An 18,111-nucleotide genomic window follows, 5' to 3' on the forward strand; every position below is an offset into this window, starting at 1 on the left:
CGAAGTGGTTTTGCAGACCGGCTTGCGCGTTCCAATGCGGGACGGCGTTGAGCTCGCCACGGACCTGTATCGGCCTATTGGTTACACTGGGGAACTCGGGTCAATCCTTATCCGAACTCCATACGGTAAGACGCCCTATCGCTGTCCGGTTGAGCCTCGCCACAAAGTGGCAAGAATGTTTGCTGGACAAGGGTTCGCTGTACTTGTGCAGGAGCGTCGTGGCGTCTTCGATTCCGGCGGCGTATACGCTAGGGAACATATAGGGGACGACGGTTATGACACGCTGTCCTGGATTTCGCAGCAGCCATGGTCGAATGGACGCGTGGGCACATATGGGTGCTCGGCGCTTGGTATCGCGCAGGTTTTGCTGGCGCAGTTGTGCCATCCAGCCCACCGATGCGCAATTGCGCAGGGATCGGGCGGCGCGAACGGCTCTGCCGGAGGGCGATATCGCAACGGGGATCTCCGTCTCGGCGGTGCGGTGGAGGTTGCCGCGTTTGTCCCCTGGTTCCACCAAACCGCAGCGAAGGACCGGTCCCGAGTGCAACCGAAAAGCGATGAGGAGTATCAGCGGGCTTTCGCGTCGCTGCCGCTCGTCAACATGCTTAAGAGCCTTGGGGGACCGCCGACTGACTGGGAGGACTGGGTCTCGCGTGACCCAGGCGATCCCTGGGGGGATCGGAATGGGATGCTTAGCGAGGACTCGACCATCGACGTCCCAGCCCTGTTCGTGAACTCGTGGTACGACGTGGGGGCTGCCGACGCGCTTCACCAGCAGCGCGTTTTTAGTGCTCGCGGATTGAGCCCGGCGGCACGCGATCACCAACATATCATTCTGTCGCCAGCCACGCATTGTGGCACCGAGAGTCTCAAAGCCCCGACGGTTATCGGCGAGCGCGAGCTGGGCGACGCGCGCCTGGATTGCTGGCAGATCTACCTGGACTGGTTCGACTGCTGGCTGAACGACAAGCCCGACCGGATCGAGGGAATGCCCCGCGTCCAGTACTACGTGATGGGTCGCAACGAGTGGCGTGCCGCGTCAGAATGGCCCCCTCTTGGTGTGGAACTGCAGCACTGGTTCCTCCGCAGCGGCGGGAATGCCGCGACCCGTCTAGGCGACGGGACTCTTGATGTAGAGCCTCCGAGTGCCGACGAGCCGGCTGACACGTTTACCTACGACCCTGGGGATCCGGCGCCGTTCTTGGGGATGGACGGCGGGAAGTCAAGTGGAACTACTATAGGACCCCGCGATTACCAGGACGTCCAGCTTCGTCCAGACGTCCTCTGCTTCACTTCACCGCCCCTCACAGAGGGCATGGAGGTTACCGGATTTGTCCGGGCGGTCCTCTTCGTCTCTTCTTCGGCCCCGGACACGGACTTCGTGGCCAGACTGTTGGACGTACATCCCGATGGCCGTGCGATTGACGTGGTGGACGGGATACTGCGCGTCCGCTATCGCGAGGGCTTTGATCGGGCTGTTTTCATGGAACCGAGCGTTATATGCAAAATCGAGATTGATCTCGACGCCACAAGTAATTGGTTTCCGGCCGGCCATCAAATTCGCCTGGAAATCACTAGTTCGGCCTTCCCGCGGTTCGACCGCAACCTGAATACGGGAGGTAACAACTGGGACGAAACTGAATGGGTAGTGGCTCGGAACACGATTCATCACTGCGAGCAGTTCCCCTCCCACGTACTGCTTCCTGTGATGACAGCGATGGGGTCCCATGCCGGCAAGGCGAATTTGAACAGCTTGCCGCCTGGCTAGCCTACCTCCACTATTTCAAACAAACGGTGATAACAAGCTGCGATCGGTCGGGGAGCCCGTCGCTTCTCACATCAAGCAGCTTGCCCCATCGGCCCGCGTCAATCAGCATGGAATGGGGGTCCATGGATCGGCACATAATGGCGGTGAGACTCACAATTGATGTTTTGCACAGCGGCGTAGGCGCGCTGTCACATTGATTTAAGCAATAGGGAAATTGGGGTGGCAACGCGCCATCATTGAGTGCCGGACCTGCTAGAGAAGCACGGTTGAGTTTCTTTTCAAACAACTTAGCAACGGCACAGAGTTCATCGTTGTACTGTGAATGCGACGAACACACCACCGTGCAGATAGAATGCTGAGACCCGTCGAAATTGGCCACTCCATCTTGAATCAGTCTCAATGTCTGGGAGGCACTCTGAAGTGTGTAATGAACTAGGCCCGATTAAACCGCCAACGCCGCGATACGAAGTGGTTTTGCAGACCGGCTTGCGCGTTCCAATGCGGGACGGCGTTGAGCTCGCCACGGACCTGTATCGGCCTATTGGTTACACTGGGGAACTCGGGTCAATCCTTATCCGAACTCCATACGGTAAGACGCCCTATCGCTGTCCGGTTGAGCCTCGCCACAAAGTGGCAAGAATGTTTGCTGGACAAGGGTTCGCTGTACTTGTGCAGGAGCGTCGTGGCGTCTTCGATTCCGGCGGCGTATACGCTAGGGAACATATAGGGGACGACGGTTATGACACGCTGTCCTGGATTTCGCAGCAGCCATGGTCGAATGGACGCGTGGGCACATATGGGTGCTCGGCGCTTGGTATCGCGCAGGTTTTGCTGGCGCAGTTGTGCCATCCAGCCCACCGATGCGCAATTGCGCAGGGATCGGGCGGCGCGAACGGCTCTGCCGGAGGGCGATATCGCAACGGGGATCTCCGTCTCGGCGGTGCGGTGGAGGTTGCCGCGTTTGTCCCCTGGTTCCACCAAACCGCAGCGAAGGACCGGTCCCGAGTGCAACCGAAAAGCGATGAGGAGTATCAGCGGGCTTTCGCGTCGCTGCCGCTCGTCAACATGCTTAAGAGCCTTGGGGGACCGCCGACTGACTGGGAGGACTGGGTCTCGCGTGACCCAGGCGATCCCTGGGGGGATCGGAATGGGATGCTTAGCGAGGACTCGACCATCGACGTCCCAGCCCTGTTCGTGAACTCGTGGTACGACGTGGGGGCTGCCGACGCGCTTCACCAGCAGCGCGTTTTTAGTGCTCGCGGATTGAGCCCGGCGGCACGCGATCACCAACATATCATTCTGTCGCCAGCCACGCATTGTGGCACCGAGAGTCTCAAAGCCCCGACGGTTATCGGCGAGCGCGAGCTGGGCGACGCGCGCCTGGATTGCTGGCAGATCTACCTGGACTGGTTCGACTGCTGGCTGAACGACAAGCCCGACCGGATCGAGGGAATGCCCCGCGTCCAGTACTACGTGATGGGTCGCAACGAGTGGCGTGCCGCGTCAGAATGGCCCCCTCTTGGTGTGGAACTGCAGCACTGGTTCCTCCGCAGCGGCGGGAATGCCGCGACCCGTCTAGGCGACGGGACTCTTGATGTAGAGCCTCCGAGTGCCGACGAGCCGGCTGACACGTTTACCTACGACCCTGGGGATCCGGCGCCGTTCTTGGGGATGGACGGCGGGAAGTCAAGTGGAACTACTATAGGACCCCGCGATTACCAGGACGTCCAGCTTCGTCCAGACGTCCTCTGCTTCACTTCACCGCCCCTCACAGAGGGCATGGAGGTTACCGGATTTGTCCGGGCGGTCCTCTTCGTCTCTTCTTCGGCCCCGGACACGGACTTCGTGGCCAGACTGTTGGACGTACATCCCGATGGCCGTGCGATTGACGTGGTGGACGGGATACTGCGCGTCCGCTATCGCGAGGGCTTTGATCGGGCTGTTTTCATGGAACCGAGCGTTATATGCAAAATCGAGATTGATCTCGACGCCACAAGTAATTGGTTTCCGGCCGGCCATCAAATTCGCCTGGAAATCACTAGTTCGGCCTTCCCGCGGTTCGACCGCAACCTGAATACGGGAGGTAACAACTGGGACGAAACTGAATGGGTAGTGGCTCGGAACACGATTCATCACTGCGAGCAGTTCCCCTCCCACGTACTGCTTCCTGTGATGACAGCGATGGGGTCCCATGCCGGCAAGGCGAATTTGAACAGCATCGCTAGGTGTTTAGATTGTGGTATTCGGCTTTGCCCCCCGCCTTGAACGGGTTGTTTTGAAGTGCTGCGCTTCGAGATGATGACAAAACGTGGTCTGTGTGAACAGCCACAAGCATCAGGAAAGGAAGCGCAGCATGAAAAATTATGCCGGACTGGACGTCTCCGTGAAAGAGACCACCGTTTGCATCGTGAGAAGGGCGCCGAATTTGCCGAGAGATGAAGGTTGCTAGTCATCCGGACGATCTTGCTGACGCATTGAAGAACCCCGCATGGAATCTCGCCCGGATCAGGCTTGAAGCCGGCCCCTTATCCCAATGGTTGGTCTGGCGGCAGCCGGACTACGTGACCTGTATCGAGCCCCGTCATTCCAAGGCGTTCTCAAGGCACAGGTCAACAAGACCGACCGCAACCATGCTCGCGGCATCGCGCAGATATGCGGGTTAACCTGTTCCGGCCCGTGCATGTCAAGAGTAAGCGGTATTCTCGGGCCACGGCCTTGAGCTCGAGCTTGTTGATGTAGACCCAAGGCAGGAGATCGTCGATCTGGCTGTTGGGGTGGCCGTTGACGATCCTGGTGAGGACATCGGCGAGATAAGCCGAGCGGTTCGACACCATTGAGCTTGCAGGTTTCGATCAGCGAGGCGATGACTGCCCAGTGTTCGGCGCCGCCGTCAGAGCCTGCGAAGAGCGCGTTCTTGCGGTTGAGCGCGAAGACTGATTCATTATGCACCCCCTCTTCAAATGGCGGGAAACAGCGATTTCTGATTATCGTCGTTGATGATACGCGGAGATTTGCGCGCCAAATCGGCCTTGATCCGTTCATCTTCAAGGTCGCTGGCGCGGATCTGGTAGGGCGCGCCGCGCATGACCTGCTCGGCTGGTAATATGCCGTCCCTGACGAACCGGCGGATTTTGACGTGCGACACGCCAAGCTTCGCGGCCGCGTCCGACATGGTAAGCCACTCGCCGTTCTTGTCGGAAGACCGATAGCCGCTGATCTTGTGCACCGTGCGCAGGGATTGGACGCGTCGCGCCGTCCAGGTCTTTCCCTGACCCGTCTTCATGCCCATGCGGTTGAGTGTGGCGGCGATTTCGGCATCCGACCATCGCGTTGCCATGGATCGCATGACCGCCAGAGCCTCCTCAGGCGTACTCTGGCCATGCTCTCCGGATTTGGACTTGCGAACCCTTACCTGGGAATGCTGGCCCCCATGCCAATGGATGGTCAGGATCACATCGCGCGCGTCGTCATCGACGTCCGCCACAATGTCCTTGATGAGCGCGCGCAGCAGTTGCTGACGGAACCGCATATCGACACCCGGCGCATTCCAGGCGGCTTCGAGATCCTGGGCGAGGCCGGTGAAGTCAGGGATCGCGTCGACAGGCTCCATACGCTGGACTTCACTGAGCCGGGCCTCGCAGGTCTCCACGCGCCTGAGCCTAGCTTCCCAGTTCCTCTCGAGCTGGGCCGCTATAAGCCGGTTCTCCGGGTCGCAGGCGGCGTAGCGGCGCTCGGCGAGCGATGCCTCATAGCGTGCCTGCTGCAGGTCCATCTCGATCATCTGCCGCCGCCTGGCTTCGCTCTCCAGCTGCATCTGTTCAGCCTCCAACGCCGCCTCGATCGCCATCGGCGCAACCGCCTCCAAGGCTTCGCGGGCCACCGCCGCATCGGTGCGAAAGCCGTTGAACGACATGCATCGCGCCTGCGCCATCATGGTGTTCTCGCAACGATAGACCGGGTAACCTTGGCCACGTCCGGCATACGTGACAACCAGTCTTCGCCCGCATCGACCACAGGAGAGAAGACCCGGGAGCAACGCGCGACCGCCGCGGCCCGACTTGACGCCGCCGGCTTTGCCATAGGCGTTGGCGGCGAGAAGTTCCTGGTTCCGTTCGTACTCGCTCCATCCGATATAGCCTTCGTGATGCTCCTTGAGCACCACCGCCCAATCGCTGGCCGGCTTGTAATGACCATAGCTCTTGCGGACGCGGCCATCCACGATCTCGGTGCGCTTCTCGCTCTTACCATAGACATAAGCGCCGGCGTAGAACGGGTTCTTCAGGACGGAGATCACGTTGCGGTAGCGGACCGGAACCCAGGCGAAGGACACCATCTTCTTGCCGTCGGAGGGTCTGGGGAAATGCACGCCATCGTCGATCATCGAGATCAGGACCTGGCGGGCACTGCCGAGTTCGCGGAAACGCGCGAATATCAGGCGAATGGTCTCCTGCAGGCGTATATCGGGATCGAACCCGAGACCGTAATCCCGGTGCCAGACGTAGCCGAAGGGCACAGAGATGCGCAGTTCGCCGCGCTGTGCCTTGGCGCGGTCAGCTTCGTACATGCGAGCACGCAGCACCCCGAGTTCGAACTCGCTTATGCTCCCCTTCATGCCGAGCAGCAGGCGATCGTTCGGCAGTCCCGGATCGTAGACTCCGTCCAGATCGATCACCCGTGCATCGACTTCGCCGCACAACTCGAGCAGCCGATGCCAGTCCGGTCCGTTGCGAGACAGGCGGGACGCCTCCAGGCAAAGCACAGCGCCCACATGACCGGTGCACAGATCGTCGACCAGGCGTTCGAAACCGGGACGTTCCACAGCTCCACTTGCGGTGCGTCCCAAGTCCTCGTCGATCACCTCAACCTTGCGGAATCCCCAGCGCCGCGCGACGTCGACCAGCTCATATTGCCGACGCTGGCTCTCAAGATTGAGCTGCACTTGCGCCTGCGTGGACTGACGTACATAGACAACGGCCTTGCGCTTGAGGATGGTGGCCGGAATCAGATTACGGCTCGTCATCGCGGCTCTCCTCCGTCACGATACCGGCGGCGGCCATCAGCACATTGGCGAGCCGGGCGATCACGATCGTTCGTTGCGCTGCGCTCAGCCCGACTAGCTTGTGCGAGTCGAGCGCATGCTGAGCTGGCGAACGATCACGAGAGATCGTGTCGGTGGCGGCAAGGTTCTCATTTTGAGTCTCCCCGATGATGAAACCATCCGGAGAGCCTCGCCGGAAACGGCGCTGGATCAAGAGCTTGTTCAGTTCAAGCAGTGCAGCAAGCGACGCGCGCGGGGAGCCCAGATCCATTGCTGCGCACGGGACTTCGACCTCCTGCCCAACATGGGCAGAATGACCCCGAGATTGCGATCGGACGGATCGAGCGTTCGACGGTGTTGCTGTCGATCTCGATGCGGCCGTCGTCAAGGAAGTGCGAGAGGCCTTCCCAGCGTGAGAGCGTGTAGCGGATTGCCTCTGCGAGCTTGGTCTTCTGACTGATCAGGCCGAGCTTCTCACGCAGCCAGGGTTCGAGATCGGCGACGATGGCGCGGCTTTTGTCCTGACGCATCGCGCGGCGCTCGTTGGCCGATCGGCCACGGATGTCATCCTCGATCTTGTAGAGTTCGGCGATCCGTCTCAGCGCGTCACTGGCGATCGGCGCGGGACCGGCTGCTGCCAGTTCATAAAAGCGCCGACGGACATGCGCCCAGCAGAAGGCGAGCGTGACGCCGCTTTTGTCGGCCAGCACGCGATAGCCGCCATAGCCGTCGACCTGCAAGATTCCGGTGAAGCCTGCGAGATGAGCGATCGGACGCTCGGCCTTTCGGTCCGGCGCATAGACATAGGCGACGCCCGGCGGGTCGCTCCCCTCCCATCGTCGGTCATCGCGGGCATAGGCCCAGAGTTGACCTGTCTTAGTCTTGCCGCGGCCGGGATCGAGCACCGGCGCGGTCGTCTCGTCGGCGAAGAGTTTTGCCGAGGACTTCAGCTTGCCAAGCAGCCGCTCATGCACCGGACGCAGGTGCCAGGCGGCGCGGCCGACCCAGTCGGCGAGCGTAGAGCGATCGAGATTGATACCCTGCCGGGCGTAGATTTGCGCCTGACGATAGAGCGGAAGGTGATCGGCATATTTTGAGACCAGCACCTGGGCGACCGTTGCCTCGGTCGGAAGACCACCCTCGATCAGCCGGGCCGGCGCCGGAAGCCTGAACCACGACGTCCTCGCAGGCGCGGCAGGCATATTTGGGCCGGCGCACGACGATTACACGCAGCTGCGCCGGAACGATGTCGAGCCGCTCGCTCACGTCCTCGCCGATCCGATGCAAGCCATTGCGGCAGCATGGGCAGGCATGGTCCTCGATGTCGACGACCATCTCCACGCGCGGCAGATGGGGTGGCAGCGCGCCCCGGTTGGCCCGGCGCCTCGTGGCCTTTGCTTGCCGCTCGGCGGGAGCAGATTGCTCCTTCTCTTCCTCACCGGCGGCCTCGATCTGCTCCGCCTCTTCGAGCCCCAGCAGCAATTGATCCTCGGGGAGCGTCTCGGCACGCCGGCCGAAGCGGTGACGCTGCAATTCCTTGATGATCTGAATCAGACGGGCATTCTCGACGTCGTGCGCCAGGACCATCGCCTTCAGCGCGTCCGGATCGTCGGGAAGCTGGTCAGCCGTCATCGCCATGAACGGATCAGACCATATTCGCCGACAGCCCGCGACAGCGGAATCTAGGCTGATTCACTTCGTCGCGGGTCAGCCCGCCTGGGCTGGCACGCGGGTCCGGCGCGCCTCATGGACTCGCCGCCAGTCGAGACCTTCGAGTAGCGCCGAGAGCTGCGCGGCCGTCAGCCGCATCATGCCGTCATGCACTTTCGGCCAGCGGAACTCCCCATCCTCCAAACGCTTAGCAGGCAAACCCCGGTGCCATCCCAGAAGATCAGCTTGATCCGGTCAGTCCGCTTCGCCCGGAAGACGTAGACGGCCCCGCTGAACGGATCGGCCCCCATTGTCTCTCGCACCAGCGCCGCCAATCCCTCCGCACCCTTGCGGAAGTCGACGGGCTTCGTCGCCACCATGACCTTGACCGCACCCGTCGGCCCGATCACGACGTCGCCTTCAGCGCGCGGATCACTGCGGCCACCGTCTTGGTATCGGCGCCCCGGCCGACGCGCATCGCGATGCCGTCGATCTCAAGCTCGATCATGCCGGCATCTCGGGTGGCTTGCCGTTTCCGCTGCTTCGGTGAACGGCTGGCTGCAGGTTCCGCCGCCGCCACAACCGCCGGCACAAAGGCAGGAGAATCTTGCTGCACCGAAGCGGCCTGTTTGCGCGCTTCGCGGCGCCAGGCGAAGACCTGCTGCGGCCTGAGACCATAACGGCGGGCGACCTCGGAAATGATCGCATTCGGCTCCAGCGTCTCTGCGATGATCCGCGCCTTGTCATCCACCGACCAGTGACGCCGACCGCCGGCACCGTTGATCACCTCGAAACGCCGAAGCTGCCGCTCCGGGTCAAGCGTAAGGTCAAGTCCAGACACAAGCCGATCTCCGATCCCAATACAGGATCGGCAACCTCACAGATCGCGACCACTCCCGAAAGGTGGTCCGGAAACACCGCTCTGATGTCCGCTGTCAAGGTTTGGAACGCATGAGGTCGCCCGATCCGAGGAACGGCTGCTCATTCTGATGATCGCGCATGGGTGGGGAGGCGGAACTGAAGGACGTCGGTGATCAAGCTCTGATGCGCGGGTTGGCTACCGCATTCCCGATTGTGCGTCCGGGGCTGTTCCTATCTTACTGCGGGCGTCGGTCGATTTGCCGGCCACAAAGCGTCTGACGGGCATTCCCCTGCCGTGGTCCCGCCTCCGCCCATGCGCGATATGTGCGCCATCGCGGCGAGCGATCAGGTGACGCGCGCCTCCCTTGCGACTGCCCACATAAAGCCGACCAGTTCACGGGCGATCGCGGTGCAGACGACCGTTGTCCGTTTGCCCCGAGCGCTCAGCATGCGGTAGCGGGCTGTCAGGCGGGACTGCGCCTTCCAGGCGATCTCACGCACCTTCGGTGACGCCTGCTCCAACCGGTATAGCTTCGCCTTCCCGACCTTGGGCGGATGTCGATAGGTCCAGGCGCTCTCGACCAACATGTGGCGAACCCGACCGTTGCCTGCCTTTGTGATGCCGCCGCGCCGGACTGTCTCCCCGGTTGAGCGCTCGCCGGGGACCCGACCGAGATATCCCATGAGCTGGCGTGGGCTTTCGAACCGGCTGGCGTCGCCGACTTCGGTGACGAACGTCACGGCGACAATTAGGTCTACCCCACGCAATGTCTGAAGCGCCCACACGATCGGTGCCAGCGACCAGGCCGGGACGAACTCTTCGATCACACGCTCCAGCCGCTCGACCCGCTCTTTCGAGACGCGCACCGCCTCGACCATCTCCTGGAGTGCGATCTGATGCGCGGGATGATCGAACCTTGTTCCTGAAGCCAGCGTAGATAGCGCATCGTCCAGCTCTTCTTTCGCGGATAGCTACGGCCGTGCTTGAGCATGAATGCGCTCACCTGCTGGCGATGGACCCGCAGCGTCTCGACCGCGCCCGCCCGCGCGCGAACAAGATCCCGTATGGACTCGTGCCCTTCATCGGGAACCCACACCGCGGTCAGCTCGCCGGCGCGCAATAGTCGGGCAAGGGAAATGGCGTCTCGACGGTTCGTCTTCACCCGATCGCCGGGCTTCCTTGGTATCAATGATGGTGCAACCACGGTGCACTCGTGCCCGAGCGACCGGATCAGGCGATAAAGGCCGTACCCGGTCGGCCCAGCCTCATAGCAGAAATGCACGTAATCAAAGCGGCTGGCGATCCGGCCTATGACCCGCCGCATGCTGGTCGCCGACGCGTCGACCTCACCGAAGAACCGAACCTCTCCTTCCCGGCCTGCCTCCGCAATCGCAATAGCGTTCTTAAGCTTCGCAACATCGATTCCGACAAATGCTTCTCTATAATCCGCCACGGCTCGTCCTCCTGTGGTGAGGATCGGCTCGGCCCGTCCGAGCAACCCTCGGACGCGCAGTGTAGGGCGAGCCACCTCATCGGCAGAGGCGGACATACGGTCTTACTGTCAAGACGCTGACGACCCAGAATCGCCGGGCGCTGCTGACGGCCCTCAAGTCGCTTCAGGAAAAGGCCATCGCCATCGAGAACGACATCCGTGGCCTGTTTCGTAACTTCGGTCTCAAAGTTGGCATTGTCGACGGCCGGCAAATTCGCGGATCGCATCCGGGACCCTTCCGGTGACATTCCGGAACTCGAGACATCATGGAGACGTTGCTCACCGCCCGTCGGAAACTTTGCGAGCAGTTCACGGTGCTACACGAAAGACTGTTGTCGATCGTGAGGGGTGACACGGTTTGCAGGCGGTTGATGACCGTGCTGGGCGTCGGCCCTATCGTTGCACTGGGTTTCAACGCCACGGTCGATATTCCTGCCCCCTTCAGGAATTCGAAGGACGTGGGGCCGTATCTCGGTTTGACGCCGCGGTTACATCAATCAGGCTAGGATAATCGCGTCGGCAGGTCAGCCTAGGAAGCTTGAATGGGATTGACTTCAACACGCCGAATAGACAAGTCCAGGCATTTGGTGGAGCGGATTGAGAGTGAAGCGCTCGGGCTGGGAAGCCCATGCCTTGCAGATGAACTCGTAGGGTGAGACCTTTGAGGGCCTTCAGCCTGCGGCCGAAATTTGTAGGCCGCAACAAAGTCGGCAAGATGCCGACGCAGTTGGTCATGATCGTCGTAGTGGAAACGCTTGCCCGTCGCGTCCTTGATGGTGCGGTTCATTCGCTCGACCTAGCCGGTGGTCCAAGTATGCTTTGGCTTCGTGGTTCGAAGCACAGCGCGACGATGCGGCCCCCGAACGTGCTTGCGGGCTTCCTGGCGCCGCGACGAGCGCTTGCAGGCGCTGACGGTCGCTGGCCAAAACGGTGAAGGGGGATGCTATTGCGCATGCATCTAACTCGCACGCCAAACCGCAAAACGGAATCCCGAAATCGGACTCTTTTGATCCGATCAATCCACTATGAGACGCCGATTCCGAAATAGCGGGTGTGGGCGACATTGAGGATGCGATTGATCAAGCTTACGAAGCTGTGTCCGCCGGCCGTTGCAGCTGTGCCATAACTGGAGTGTATACCAAGGGCCGGCACCGAGTTCATCTCTAGGACAAACGGTTGGCCTGAGCGATCGATCCGGAAATCGACGCGGGCATAGTCCCGGCAGTGGCAGGCACGGAAGGTCGCAACCGAAATATCCCGTAACATCGTCTCAAGCCCGCTCTCGATTTTCGCCGGGCAAATCTTGGGCACCGCTGCGGCCGCCACGTACTTCGCATCCCAATTCATAACACGCGTTTCGCGGTCACCGAAGTCCTGCTCCACTAGAGGCAAAACTTCGGGCTCCCCGTTTCCGAGCAACGCAACGCAGATTTCCCGCCCCTCGATGTATTCCTCCACTAGCGCATCCTGAGCATGCTGCGTGACGATCACTTCGACGGCCTGCCGCAACTTAGAGTGTTCATGTATGATCTGCAATCCGAAGCTGCAGTCCTCCTCCCGCGGCTTCACTACCACTGGGAATCTCAGGTCGCCGGTGTTCTCGGTGCCGCGACGCATCACGCGAAAGTTCGGAGTCGGCACGCCCTGATCGCGGATGAGCATTTTGGTAATGACTTTGTCTCCCGTCAGCCCAATCCCGAAGGGGCTACATCCAGTGTATGGAACACCGGCCATCTCAAGCATGGCAGGAACATGAGTGTAACGCTTTTCGCCCTGAATTCCCTCCGCCAAGTTGAAGACCATTCCCGAGGGGCGACCTTGCGGATCAGGTGGCATGAACCGCTCGAGACTGGCGAGCAGTCCTTTATCGCCTTCACACACTACCGTCTCGTGGCCGCCCTCTTGAAGTGCCGCCACCACATCTTCCAACGTGCCGCTATGCGGCCAAGGCTGCGGCGGCTGCGGACAAGGCTGACCGAACCGGTTAATCACACCGTTGAAATCACTGTTCGTTACGATGGCTACTCGCATGAGCTATCTCCTTTGACGTTTGTCTGCTGTCACGAAACCAATGAAAACTGGATGGAGGCCAACCGCTATATCAACATTGACGACCTGCACGAGTACAAGAGGCTCGAAGCACCATGGCTGACCCTTTTCACAACCCCCTCCACAAACATAGGTCCACCACCCGGTTCCCTCTCCGGTTCCCGACCCTTTCCGCTGGCGGTGCTCTTTTTGCCCAAGTAGCTCGAAAGACGGCGAGTTGGGTTGCGGTACCATCAATAAAGCCTTATGCAGGGTTTATGCCAAAACAGATGATAACCGGCGGATGAGAGCGCTCCGACGCGAAATGATCGCTTCAAAAACCGTGCCAACCTCGCAAAATGCACGTCGGCCAGTGCTTTGAGTTTGATATCAAACTTACGGTCATATCAGGTACTAAACTGGCCCGCACAACCACTATGTCGCAGGCGCGACAAAATCCGACAGAGATCGTATCCCAGGGGACGAGCGGCGACCCATCCGCAGTCTTTTGACGCTCGCCGGTCCCTTACATCGAGCCCTGGCGTCCAGAATTGAAGTTGGGCGAAGGCGATCCGCATAATCGTATGCCCGGCCTGGCCGGCTTCAACGTGCGAGCGCTGCAGCAGTTTCAACAATGATGGCGAGTCGGCATAAATCTTCTTGAGAGGCTGGCGCTTAATCCCGGAACAAACGCGGCAATCAGCACTTCGCCTTGCTCATTTCGATGACGGCCATAGTGTTATTGCGCGCTTCAAAAGCTGGACAGCGATTCCGCTAATTCCCGGACAGCGTTTTCACAAAAGTCCGACAGTTCGTCGAGGTTGGTCCTCGGCAGCCTGGTTGCTGTAGGGCTGATTGATTTCGGTGTTCTCGGAGTCGGTCAAGAGGGCCGAGGCTTTTTTCTTCGGATGCTCTCGCCCTGAAGGGCGATGCGGTGTGCATTGTGCACGAGCGGTCGTGTATAGCGTCGGCGACCGTGCTGTCGTTAATAAGGTCGTGCCAGCTTGCCACGGGGACCTGGGCGGTGATCAGGGTGGATTTTCTCTGATAGCGCTCCTCGACGATTTTCGAAGAGGTGGAAGCGCTGCTGATCGGAGAGAGCATGGTTGCCGAAGTCGTCGTGGATGAGCCAAGTGGACACGGGTGAGCTTGTCGATGAGGCGGGGAAAGGAACCATCGATGCGTCGCTCTCGAACAGGATAACAGTGCGGCTTCGGAAAAGTCCGGACAGGCTTTCCGGTAATCTCAATGATGAGATCCGCGCCCGCCGTTCCAAAAAAAGGTTCGGCACGAAGCCCGCATTTTTTGCACTGGGCTTACGGCGTGCTGATCCACTGTTTCGTCATTACTATTCCCGAGCCTTGCAACCGAGCCGGAAGCGTCAGGCGAATGCAGGATTCCTGCGCTCGTAGAGCGTCCCAGCTTGGTCAGCACAACCTGACGATACGCGCCATCTTGGCGGCAAAGGCATTTGACGCAGCTGAATTGTCACGATCAGACGGCAGTTGGATCCTCATTGGATGGCCAGTGTTGCAAAAATCACAGGCTGGAGATCGGACTTGCGCCCTGGTGAATTTCCGCCACCGCATCGGGGTCGGTCTTCAACCCGGCAACTTCGACTTCCCAATTATAATAGAGACCGCGGCCGGGGCTTTGGCGGAGAGGGTCAGTCCTGGCGATGCCTCTCTCGAGCCGGCCTACATTGCAGCTGCCAGGCGGTTGGTTGAGCGCGGAGCCGTCGCGATAACCAGGGACTGCGGCTTCAGTATCTGGTGCCAGGCTGCACTGGCCACGTCTGTCAAACTTCCCGTGGCCATGTCGAGCCTGCTACTGGCGCCCACGCTCCTCCGGCAGCTTCCGGCCGGCGCAAAGCTCGCCGTCTGGCCGCAGACTCAAGACACTGCGGCGAAGAGCTGCTGGGCATGGATTCATCCGCAGGGGCAAGAGTAGCCATCGGCGGCATCGAAGGTAATACGCGGCCGGCTAGTGTTACCGAAATGGAGTCCCCGGGTTGCAGTCTGTGTCGCGACTTCGCGCCGCACATCCCAAGATTGACGCACTCCTATTTGAATGTACATTGTCCCCGATGGTGACGTCAGCAATCCGTCGTAGGACAGGACTGCCCATCTATGACGCCGCGCCCCTTTATCGAATGACATTCGCGTCCGTGGCTTGACCGCTTGGAGGCCGTCAGGTGCTTGAGCGCGGCAGTCTCAAGTTTTAAGGGGTGGCAGCGTGGAATCTGCTCCTCGCGAAAGAAGGAAGCCCCAGGCGACTTTCGATCGTATATGCCGCGGCTAGGACGGAGGTGTCGGAATAGCGCGCGCCGACCAGTTGTAGCCCGACGGGCAGCCCTTGATCATCCAGGCCCGATGGAATCGATGCTGCTGGTTGCTGGGTCAAGTTGAAAGGGTAGGTGAAGGGCGTCCAGTCCACCCACCCCTTGTAACTATCATCCGGCACATTTCGCCCGACGGGGAACGGCGCGATAGGCATCGTCGGTGTGACCAAGAGATCGTAATTTTCGTGGAACTTCGCCATCAGAGCGGAGAGCTCGAACCGCATCGCCTCAGCTTCCTGAAATTCGGTAAGGGTGATCTTCAGCCCGCGTTCGGCACCTTCCAGAAAGCCAGGATCTAGTAATTGTCTTTGCTGTTTGTTCATTCGTGACACAATACGGGCGGCGCCAGCGAACCAGAATGTAGAAAACACCTCCACCGGATCCGCAAATCCCGGATTGACTTCGGCCACCTCGGCCCCAAGAGCTCGAAGCTGGTCGATCGCATTATCGGTAACGTTTTGGATATCTCGCGCCACCTTGACATAGCCGAGGTTCCGACTGTAGCCGATCCGCAGGCCCCTGATGGTGGTCTTTGCTGGATCGGGGTCGAGACCTAGGTACGCCGGACCCGCATAGCCATCGCGAGCGTCCTTTCGTGCAATCACATTCATCATCAGGATCGCATCCGCAACGGTGCGGGTCACCGGCCCCAAATGAGACAGCGTTGTCATGGCGCTAGCTGGCCATTGCGGAACGATGCCGAAGGTTGGCTTGAAGCCGAAGGTCCCCGTGAAGCTCGCCGGTATCCGGATTGATCCCCCGCCGTCGCTACCCTGATGAAGAAAGCCAAGGTTGAGCGCAGCCGCAACTGCCGCCCCTCCCGACGACCCGCCTGGTGTCAGGTCAGGATTCCAGGGATTGCGGGTGATCCCGTAGACCGGGCTGTCTGTTACCCCTTTCCAGCCAAATTCTGGAGTGGTTGTCTTGCCCAGGATAACGCCACCGGTCTCACGGATACGGGCTGGAACAGGGGCGTCTTCAGTCCAGGGTCCCTCGGTGCTGCCGGACAATGAGCCACGTCTTGTCGGCCAGCCTCGTGTCAAGGTGAGGTCTTTGATGGTGGCCGGAATGCCATCTAGTACTCCGGCTGGTTCCCCCTTCATCCATCGACCCTCCGAGGCCCGGGCAGCAGACCTGGCCCCTTCGTGGTCGACGAGGCAAAATGCGTTCAGCGCCGGGTTGTTGGCGTCGATGCGGCTGAGACAGTCATCGACGACTTCAACAGGCGAGAGCTGCCGCCTTCGGTAGAGTTCCAGGCATTCGCACGCCGACAGACCCTCAAGAGATGTTGGCACGGATGAACGAGTTTTCATTTTACGAGGTCCGCTACATTCAAGCCTGGCATAAGACGGCAGTTATTCATTCGTTCTGCGGCCCTTGTCAGACCGATCATCAAGACGTCGGACGGGATCCCAACGTGTTCTCTACGAGCTTGATCCAGTACGATGTTCCATAAGGAATCGCCTCGTCGTTGAAATTGTAGGCAGGGTGATGCAGGCCGGCGCTGTCACCGTTCCCGCACCAGACGAAAGCACCCGGCCGCGCCTGCGCCAGGAAGGAGAAATCTTCCCCCCCCATTACCGGTGGCGTCTCGAGCACATTGTTTTCACCGGCCACGCCCTTGGCCGCGCTTCTCGCAAGGTCGGTCTGCTGGACCTCATTGAAGAGAATTGCGTCGAAGCTCTGAAATTTAATATCTATCTTCGCGCCGGTTATCTGGGCGATGCCGGCGACCACTTCGCCCACCCGCTCCTTCACGAACTTGCGCACCTCCGGCTTTAGCGTCCGCATGGTGCCCACCAACTCCGCTGTTTGCGGAACGACGGGGACTAGTCTCTGCCCGGACTGGAACTGGTGGAACGAAATTCCTGCCGAGTCGACAGGGTCAATGTTCTGAGCCAGGATATGCTGCAGGGCCGTCACAAGCTGAGCGCCGACCAGAATCGGATCGATGCATTCATGAGGCCTTCCAGGGTGCCCCCCTCGCCCTTCAATGCTAATTTCTATGCTATCAGTTGCCGCCATCACTGGACCTTGCCGGATTCCGAAGACACCTACCGGCAAGCCCGGACGATTGTGCATTCCGTAGATGTGCTCGATGCCGAACCGCTCCATCAAACCGTCATCTAGCATGGCAACGGCGCCGGTACCGATCTCCTCGGCAGGTTGGAAGATCATGACCGCCGTTCCAGCGAAATTCCGAGTATCGGCAAGATAGCGCGCGGCACCCAACAGCATCGCGGTGTGGCCGTCATGCCCACACGCATGCATCAAGCCCTTGTTCTTGGACGCATAGGGCAGATCGGTCGCTTCGTTGATCGGCAGCGCATCCATGTCAGCGCGCAATCCGATAACCTTTGGGTTACCGTCGCTCACGACGCCGTTGCCCTTGATGACGCCAACGACGCCGGTTTTGCCGATGCCGGTCGCGACGGCGTCGCAGCCGAATTCGCGCAGGCGCTCGGCGACAAATGCCGAAGTACGGGGGATGTCGAAGCCCAGTTCGGGATGTGCATGGATGTCCCGGCGCCAAGCCACTATCTCGGGGAGAAACTCTGCGACGCTATTGAGAATTGCCACGGGGACTTTCCTTTCTTGCCGGTTGCAGGCGAATTTCACGCTTTGTCCTTGCGAGAGCCGGGAGACCCGTTTCCGCGCTGCCGGGAGCACAGCATCCTCTGTGCGACGTAGGCACCCCAGCTATTCCGCCGACTGAAGCCGCTCCAATTAGCCGGGGACCGACAATCCTGAATTCCGCTCCGCCCAGAATGTAGCAAGTGCCAAAGAGCTTGGTTGCGCGAAGGGCGCCTTGGTCCCGCAGAATATCATCGTTTTTTGGTCATTGGCGCATAACACCTGCAGGCTGAGAGGAGGTGCCCTGGTATATATGCGGGACCATTCAAAATAGGACAGCCGACATTCAGAAGTGCGG

General features: G+C 60.2%; 11 protein-coding genes and 6 pseudogenes. 5 read left to right on the forward strand and 12 right to left on the reverse strand.

All coding sequences use genetic code 11. The features are described 5' to 3' along the window. Positions 1 to 34: 34 nt before the first annotated feature. From P9228_RS24125 to P9228_RS24135, 3 genes and pseudogenes are all read left to right on the forward strand, one after another. Positions 35 to 1,768, forward strand: a complete 1,734-nt coding sequence (locus P9228_RS24125; protein WP_244514363.1) for a CocE/NonD family hydrolase — start codon at positions 35 to 37, stop codon at positions 1,766 to 1,768. A gap of 498 nt (positions 1,769 to 2,266) precedes the next feature. After that, positions 2,267 to 4,033 (forward strand): CocE/NonD family hydrolase, encoded by a 1,767-nt coding sequence (locus P9228_RS24130; protein WP_206617005.1) that lies wholly within the window; start codon positions 2,267 to 2,269, stop codon positions 4,031 to 4,033. 88 nt (positions 4,034 to 4,121) lie between these two features. Further along, positions 4,122 to 4,459: pseudogene (locus P9228_RS24135) on the forward strand (IS110 family transposase); the annotation flags it as partial. A 44-nt stretch (positions 4,460 to 4,503) separates the two neighbouring features. Here P9228_RS24135 and P9228_RS24140 read toward each other — a convergent pair. The 7 genes and pseudogenes from P9228_RS24140 to P9228_RS24170 form a co-directional block, all read right to left on the reverse strand. Then, positions 4,504 to 4,696, reverse strand: a pseudogene (locus P9228_RS24140) (transposase domain-containing protein); the annotation flags it as partial. 28 nt (positions 4,697 to 4,724) lie between these two features. After that, on the reverse strand, positions 4,725 to 6,788 hold the full coding sequence (locus P9228_RS24145) for a recombinase family protein (RefSeq protein WP_063169338.1): 2,064 nt from the start codon (positions 6,786 to 6,788) through the stop codon (positions 4,725 to 4,727). After that, positions 6,775 to 7,077, reverse strand: coding sequence for a hypothetical protein (locus tag P9228_RS24150; RefSeq protein ID WP_063169337.1), 303 nt, complete (start codon positions 7,075 to 7,077; stop codon positions 6,775 to 6,777). Before P9228_RS24150 ends, P9228_RS24145 begins: the two co-directional genes overlap by 14 nt. A 49-nt stretch (positions 7,078 to 7,126) precedes the next feature. After that, positions 7,127 to 8,444 (reverse strand): annotated as a pseudogene (locus P9228_RS24155) (IS66 family transposase); the annotation flags it as partial. Between the two features lie 69 nt (positions 8,445 to 8,513). Further along, positions 8,514 to 8,866 (reverse strand): annotated as a pseudogene (gene tnpB / locus P9228_RS24160) (IS66 family insertion sequence element accessory protein TnpB). Then, a complete protein-coding gene (locus tag P9228_RS24165; protein WP_063169336.1) occupies positions 8,863 to 9,297 on the reverse strand; it encodes a transposase in 435 nt (144 codons plus the stop codon). Before P9228_RS24165 ends, tnpB begins: the two are co-directional and overlap by 4 nt. 365 nt (positions 9,298 to 9,662) lie before the next feature. Then, a pseudogene (locus P9228_RS24170) lies at positions 9,663 to 10,867 on the reverse strand (IS110 family transposase). A 209-nt stretch (positions 10,868 to 11,076) separates the two neighbouring features. Here P9228_RS24170 and P9228_RS24175 point away from each other — a divergent pair. Beyond that, positions 11,077 to 11,316 carry an IS110 family transposase gene (locus tag P9228_RS24175; RefSeq protein WP_063169335.1) on the forward strand — a complete coding sequence of 80 codons (240 nt, stop codon included), beginning with the start codon at positions 11,077 to 11,079 and terminating at the stop codon, positions 11,314 to 11,316. Positions 11,317 to 11,364: 48 nt separating this feature from the next. On the opposite strand, the pseudogene P9228_RS24180 reads toward P9228_RS24175, so the two are convergent. From P9228_RS24180 to P9228_RS24190, 3 genes and pseudogenes are all read right to left on the reverse strand, one after another. After that, a pseudogene (locus P9228_RS24180) lies at positions 11,365 to 11,645 on the reverse strand (integrase core domain-containing protein); the annotation flags it as partial. Between the two features lie 188 nt (positions 11,646 to 11,833). Next, positions 11,834 to 12,841 (reverse strand): ATP-grasp domain-containing protein, encoded by a 1,008-nt coding sequence (locus P9228_RS24185; protein ID WP_063169333.1) that lies wholly within the window; start codon positions 12,839 to 12,841, stop codon positions 11,834 to 11,836. A 771-nt stretch (positions 12,842 to 13,612) separates the two neighbouring features. Next, a complete protein-coding gene (locus P9228_RS24190) occupies positions 13,613 to 13,942 on the reverse strand; it encodes an ATP-binding protein (protein WP_272482847.1) in 330 nt (109 codons plus the stop codon). A 2-nt stretch (positions 13,943 to 13,944) separates the two neighbouring features. Between P9228_RS24190 and P9228_RS24195 the strand changes: the two genes are divergently transcribed. Further along, positions 13,945 to 14,250: a hypothetical protein gene (locus tag P9228_RS24195; RefSeq protein WP_164548505.1), complete on the forward strand. Its 306-nt coding sequence runs from the start codon at positions 13,945 to 13,947 to the stop codon at positions 14,248 to 14,250. An 808-nt stretch (positions 14,251 to 15,058) separates the two neighbouring features. Here the strand turns inward: P9228_RS24195 and P9228_RS24200 are convergent. Beyond that, a complete protein-coding gene (locus P9228_RS24200; RefSeq protein ID WP_063169332.1) occupies positions 15,059 to 16,492 on the reverse strand; it encodes an amidase in 1,434 nt (477 codons plus the stop codon). Between the two features lie 79 nt (positions 16,493 to 16,571). After that, on the reverse strand, positions 16,572 to 17,759 hold the full coding sequence (locus P9228_RS24205; protein WP_063169331.1) for a M20 aminoacylase family protein: 1,188 nt from the start codon (positions 17,757 to 17,759) through the stop codon (positions 16,572 to 16,574). Positions 17,760 to 18,111: the final 352 nt, after the last annotated feature.

This window comes from Mesorhizobium sp. WSM4898 (genome assembly GCF_029625845.1).
In the GTDB taxonomy this organism is placed as follows: domain Bacteria; phylum Pseudomonadota; class Alphaproteobacteria; order Rhizobiales; family Rhizobiaceae; genus Mesorhizobium.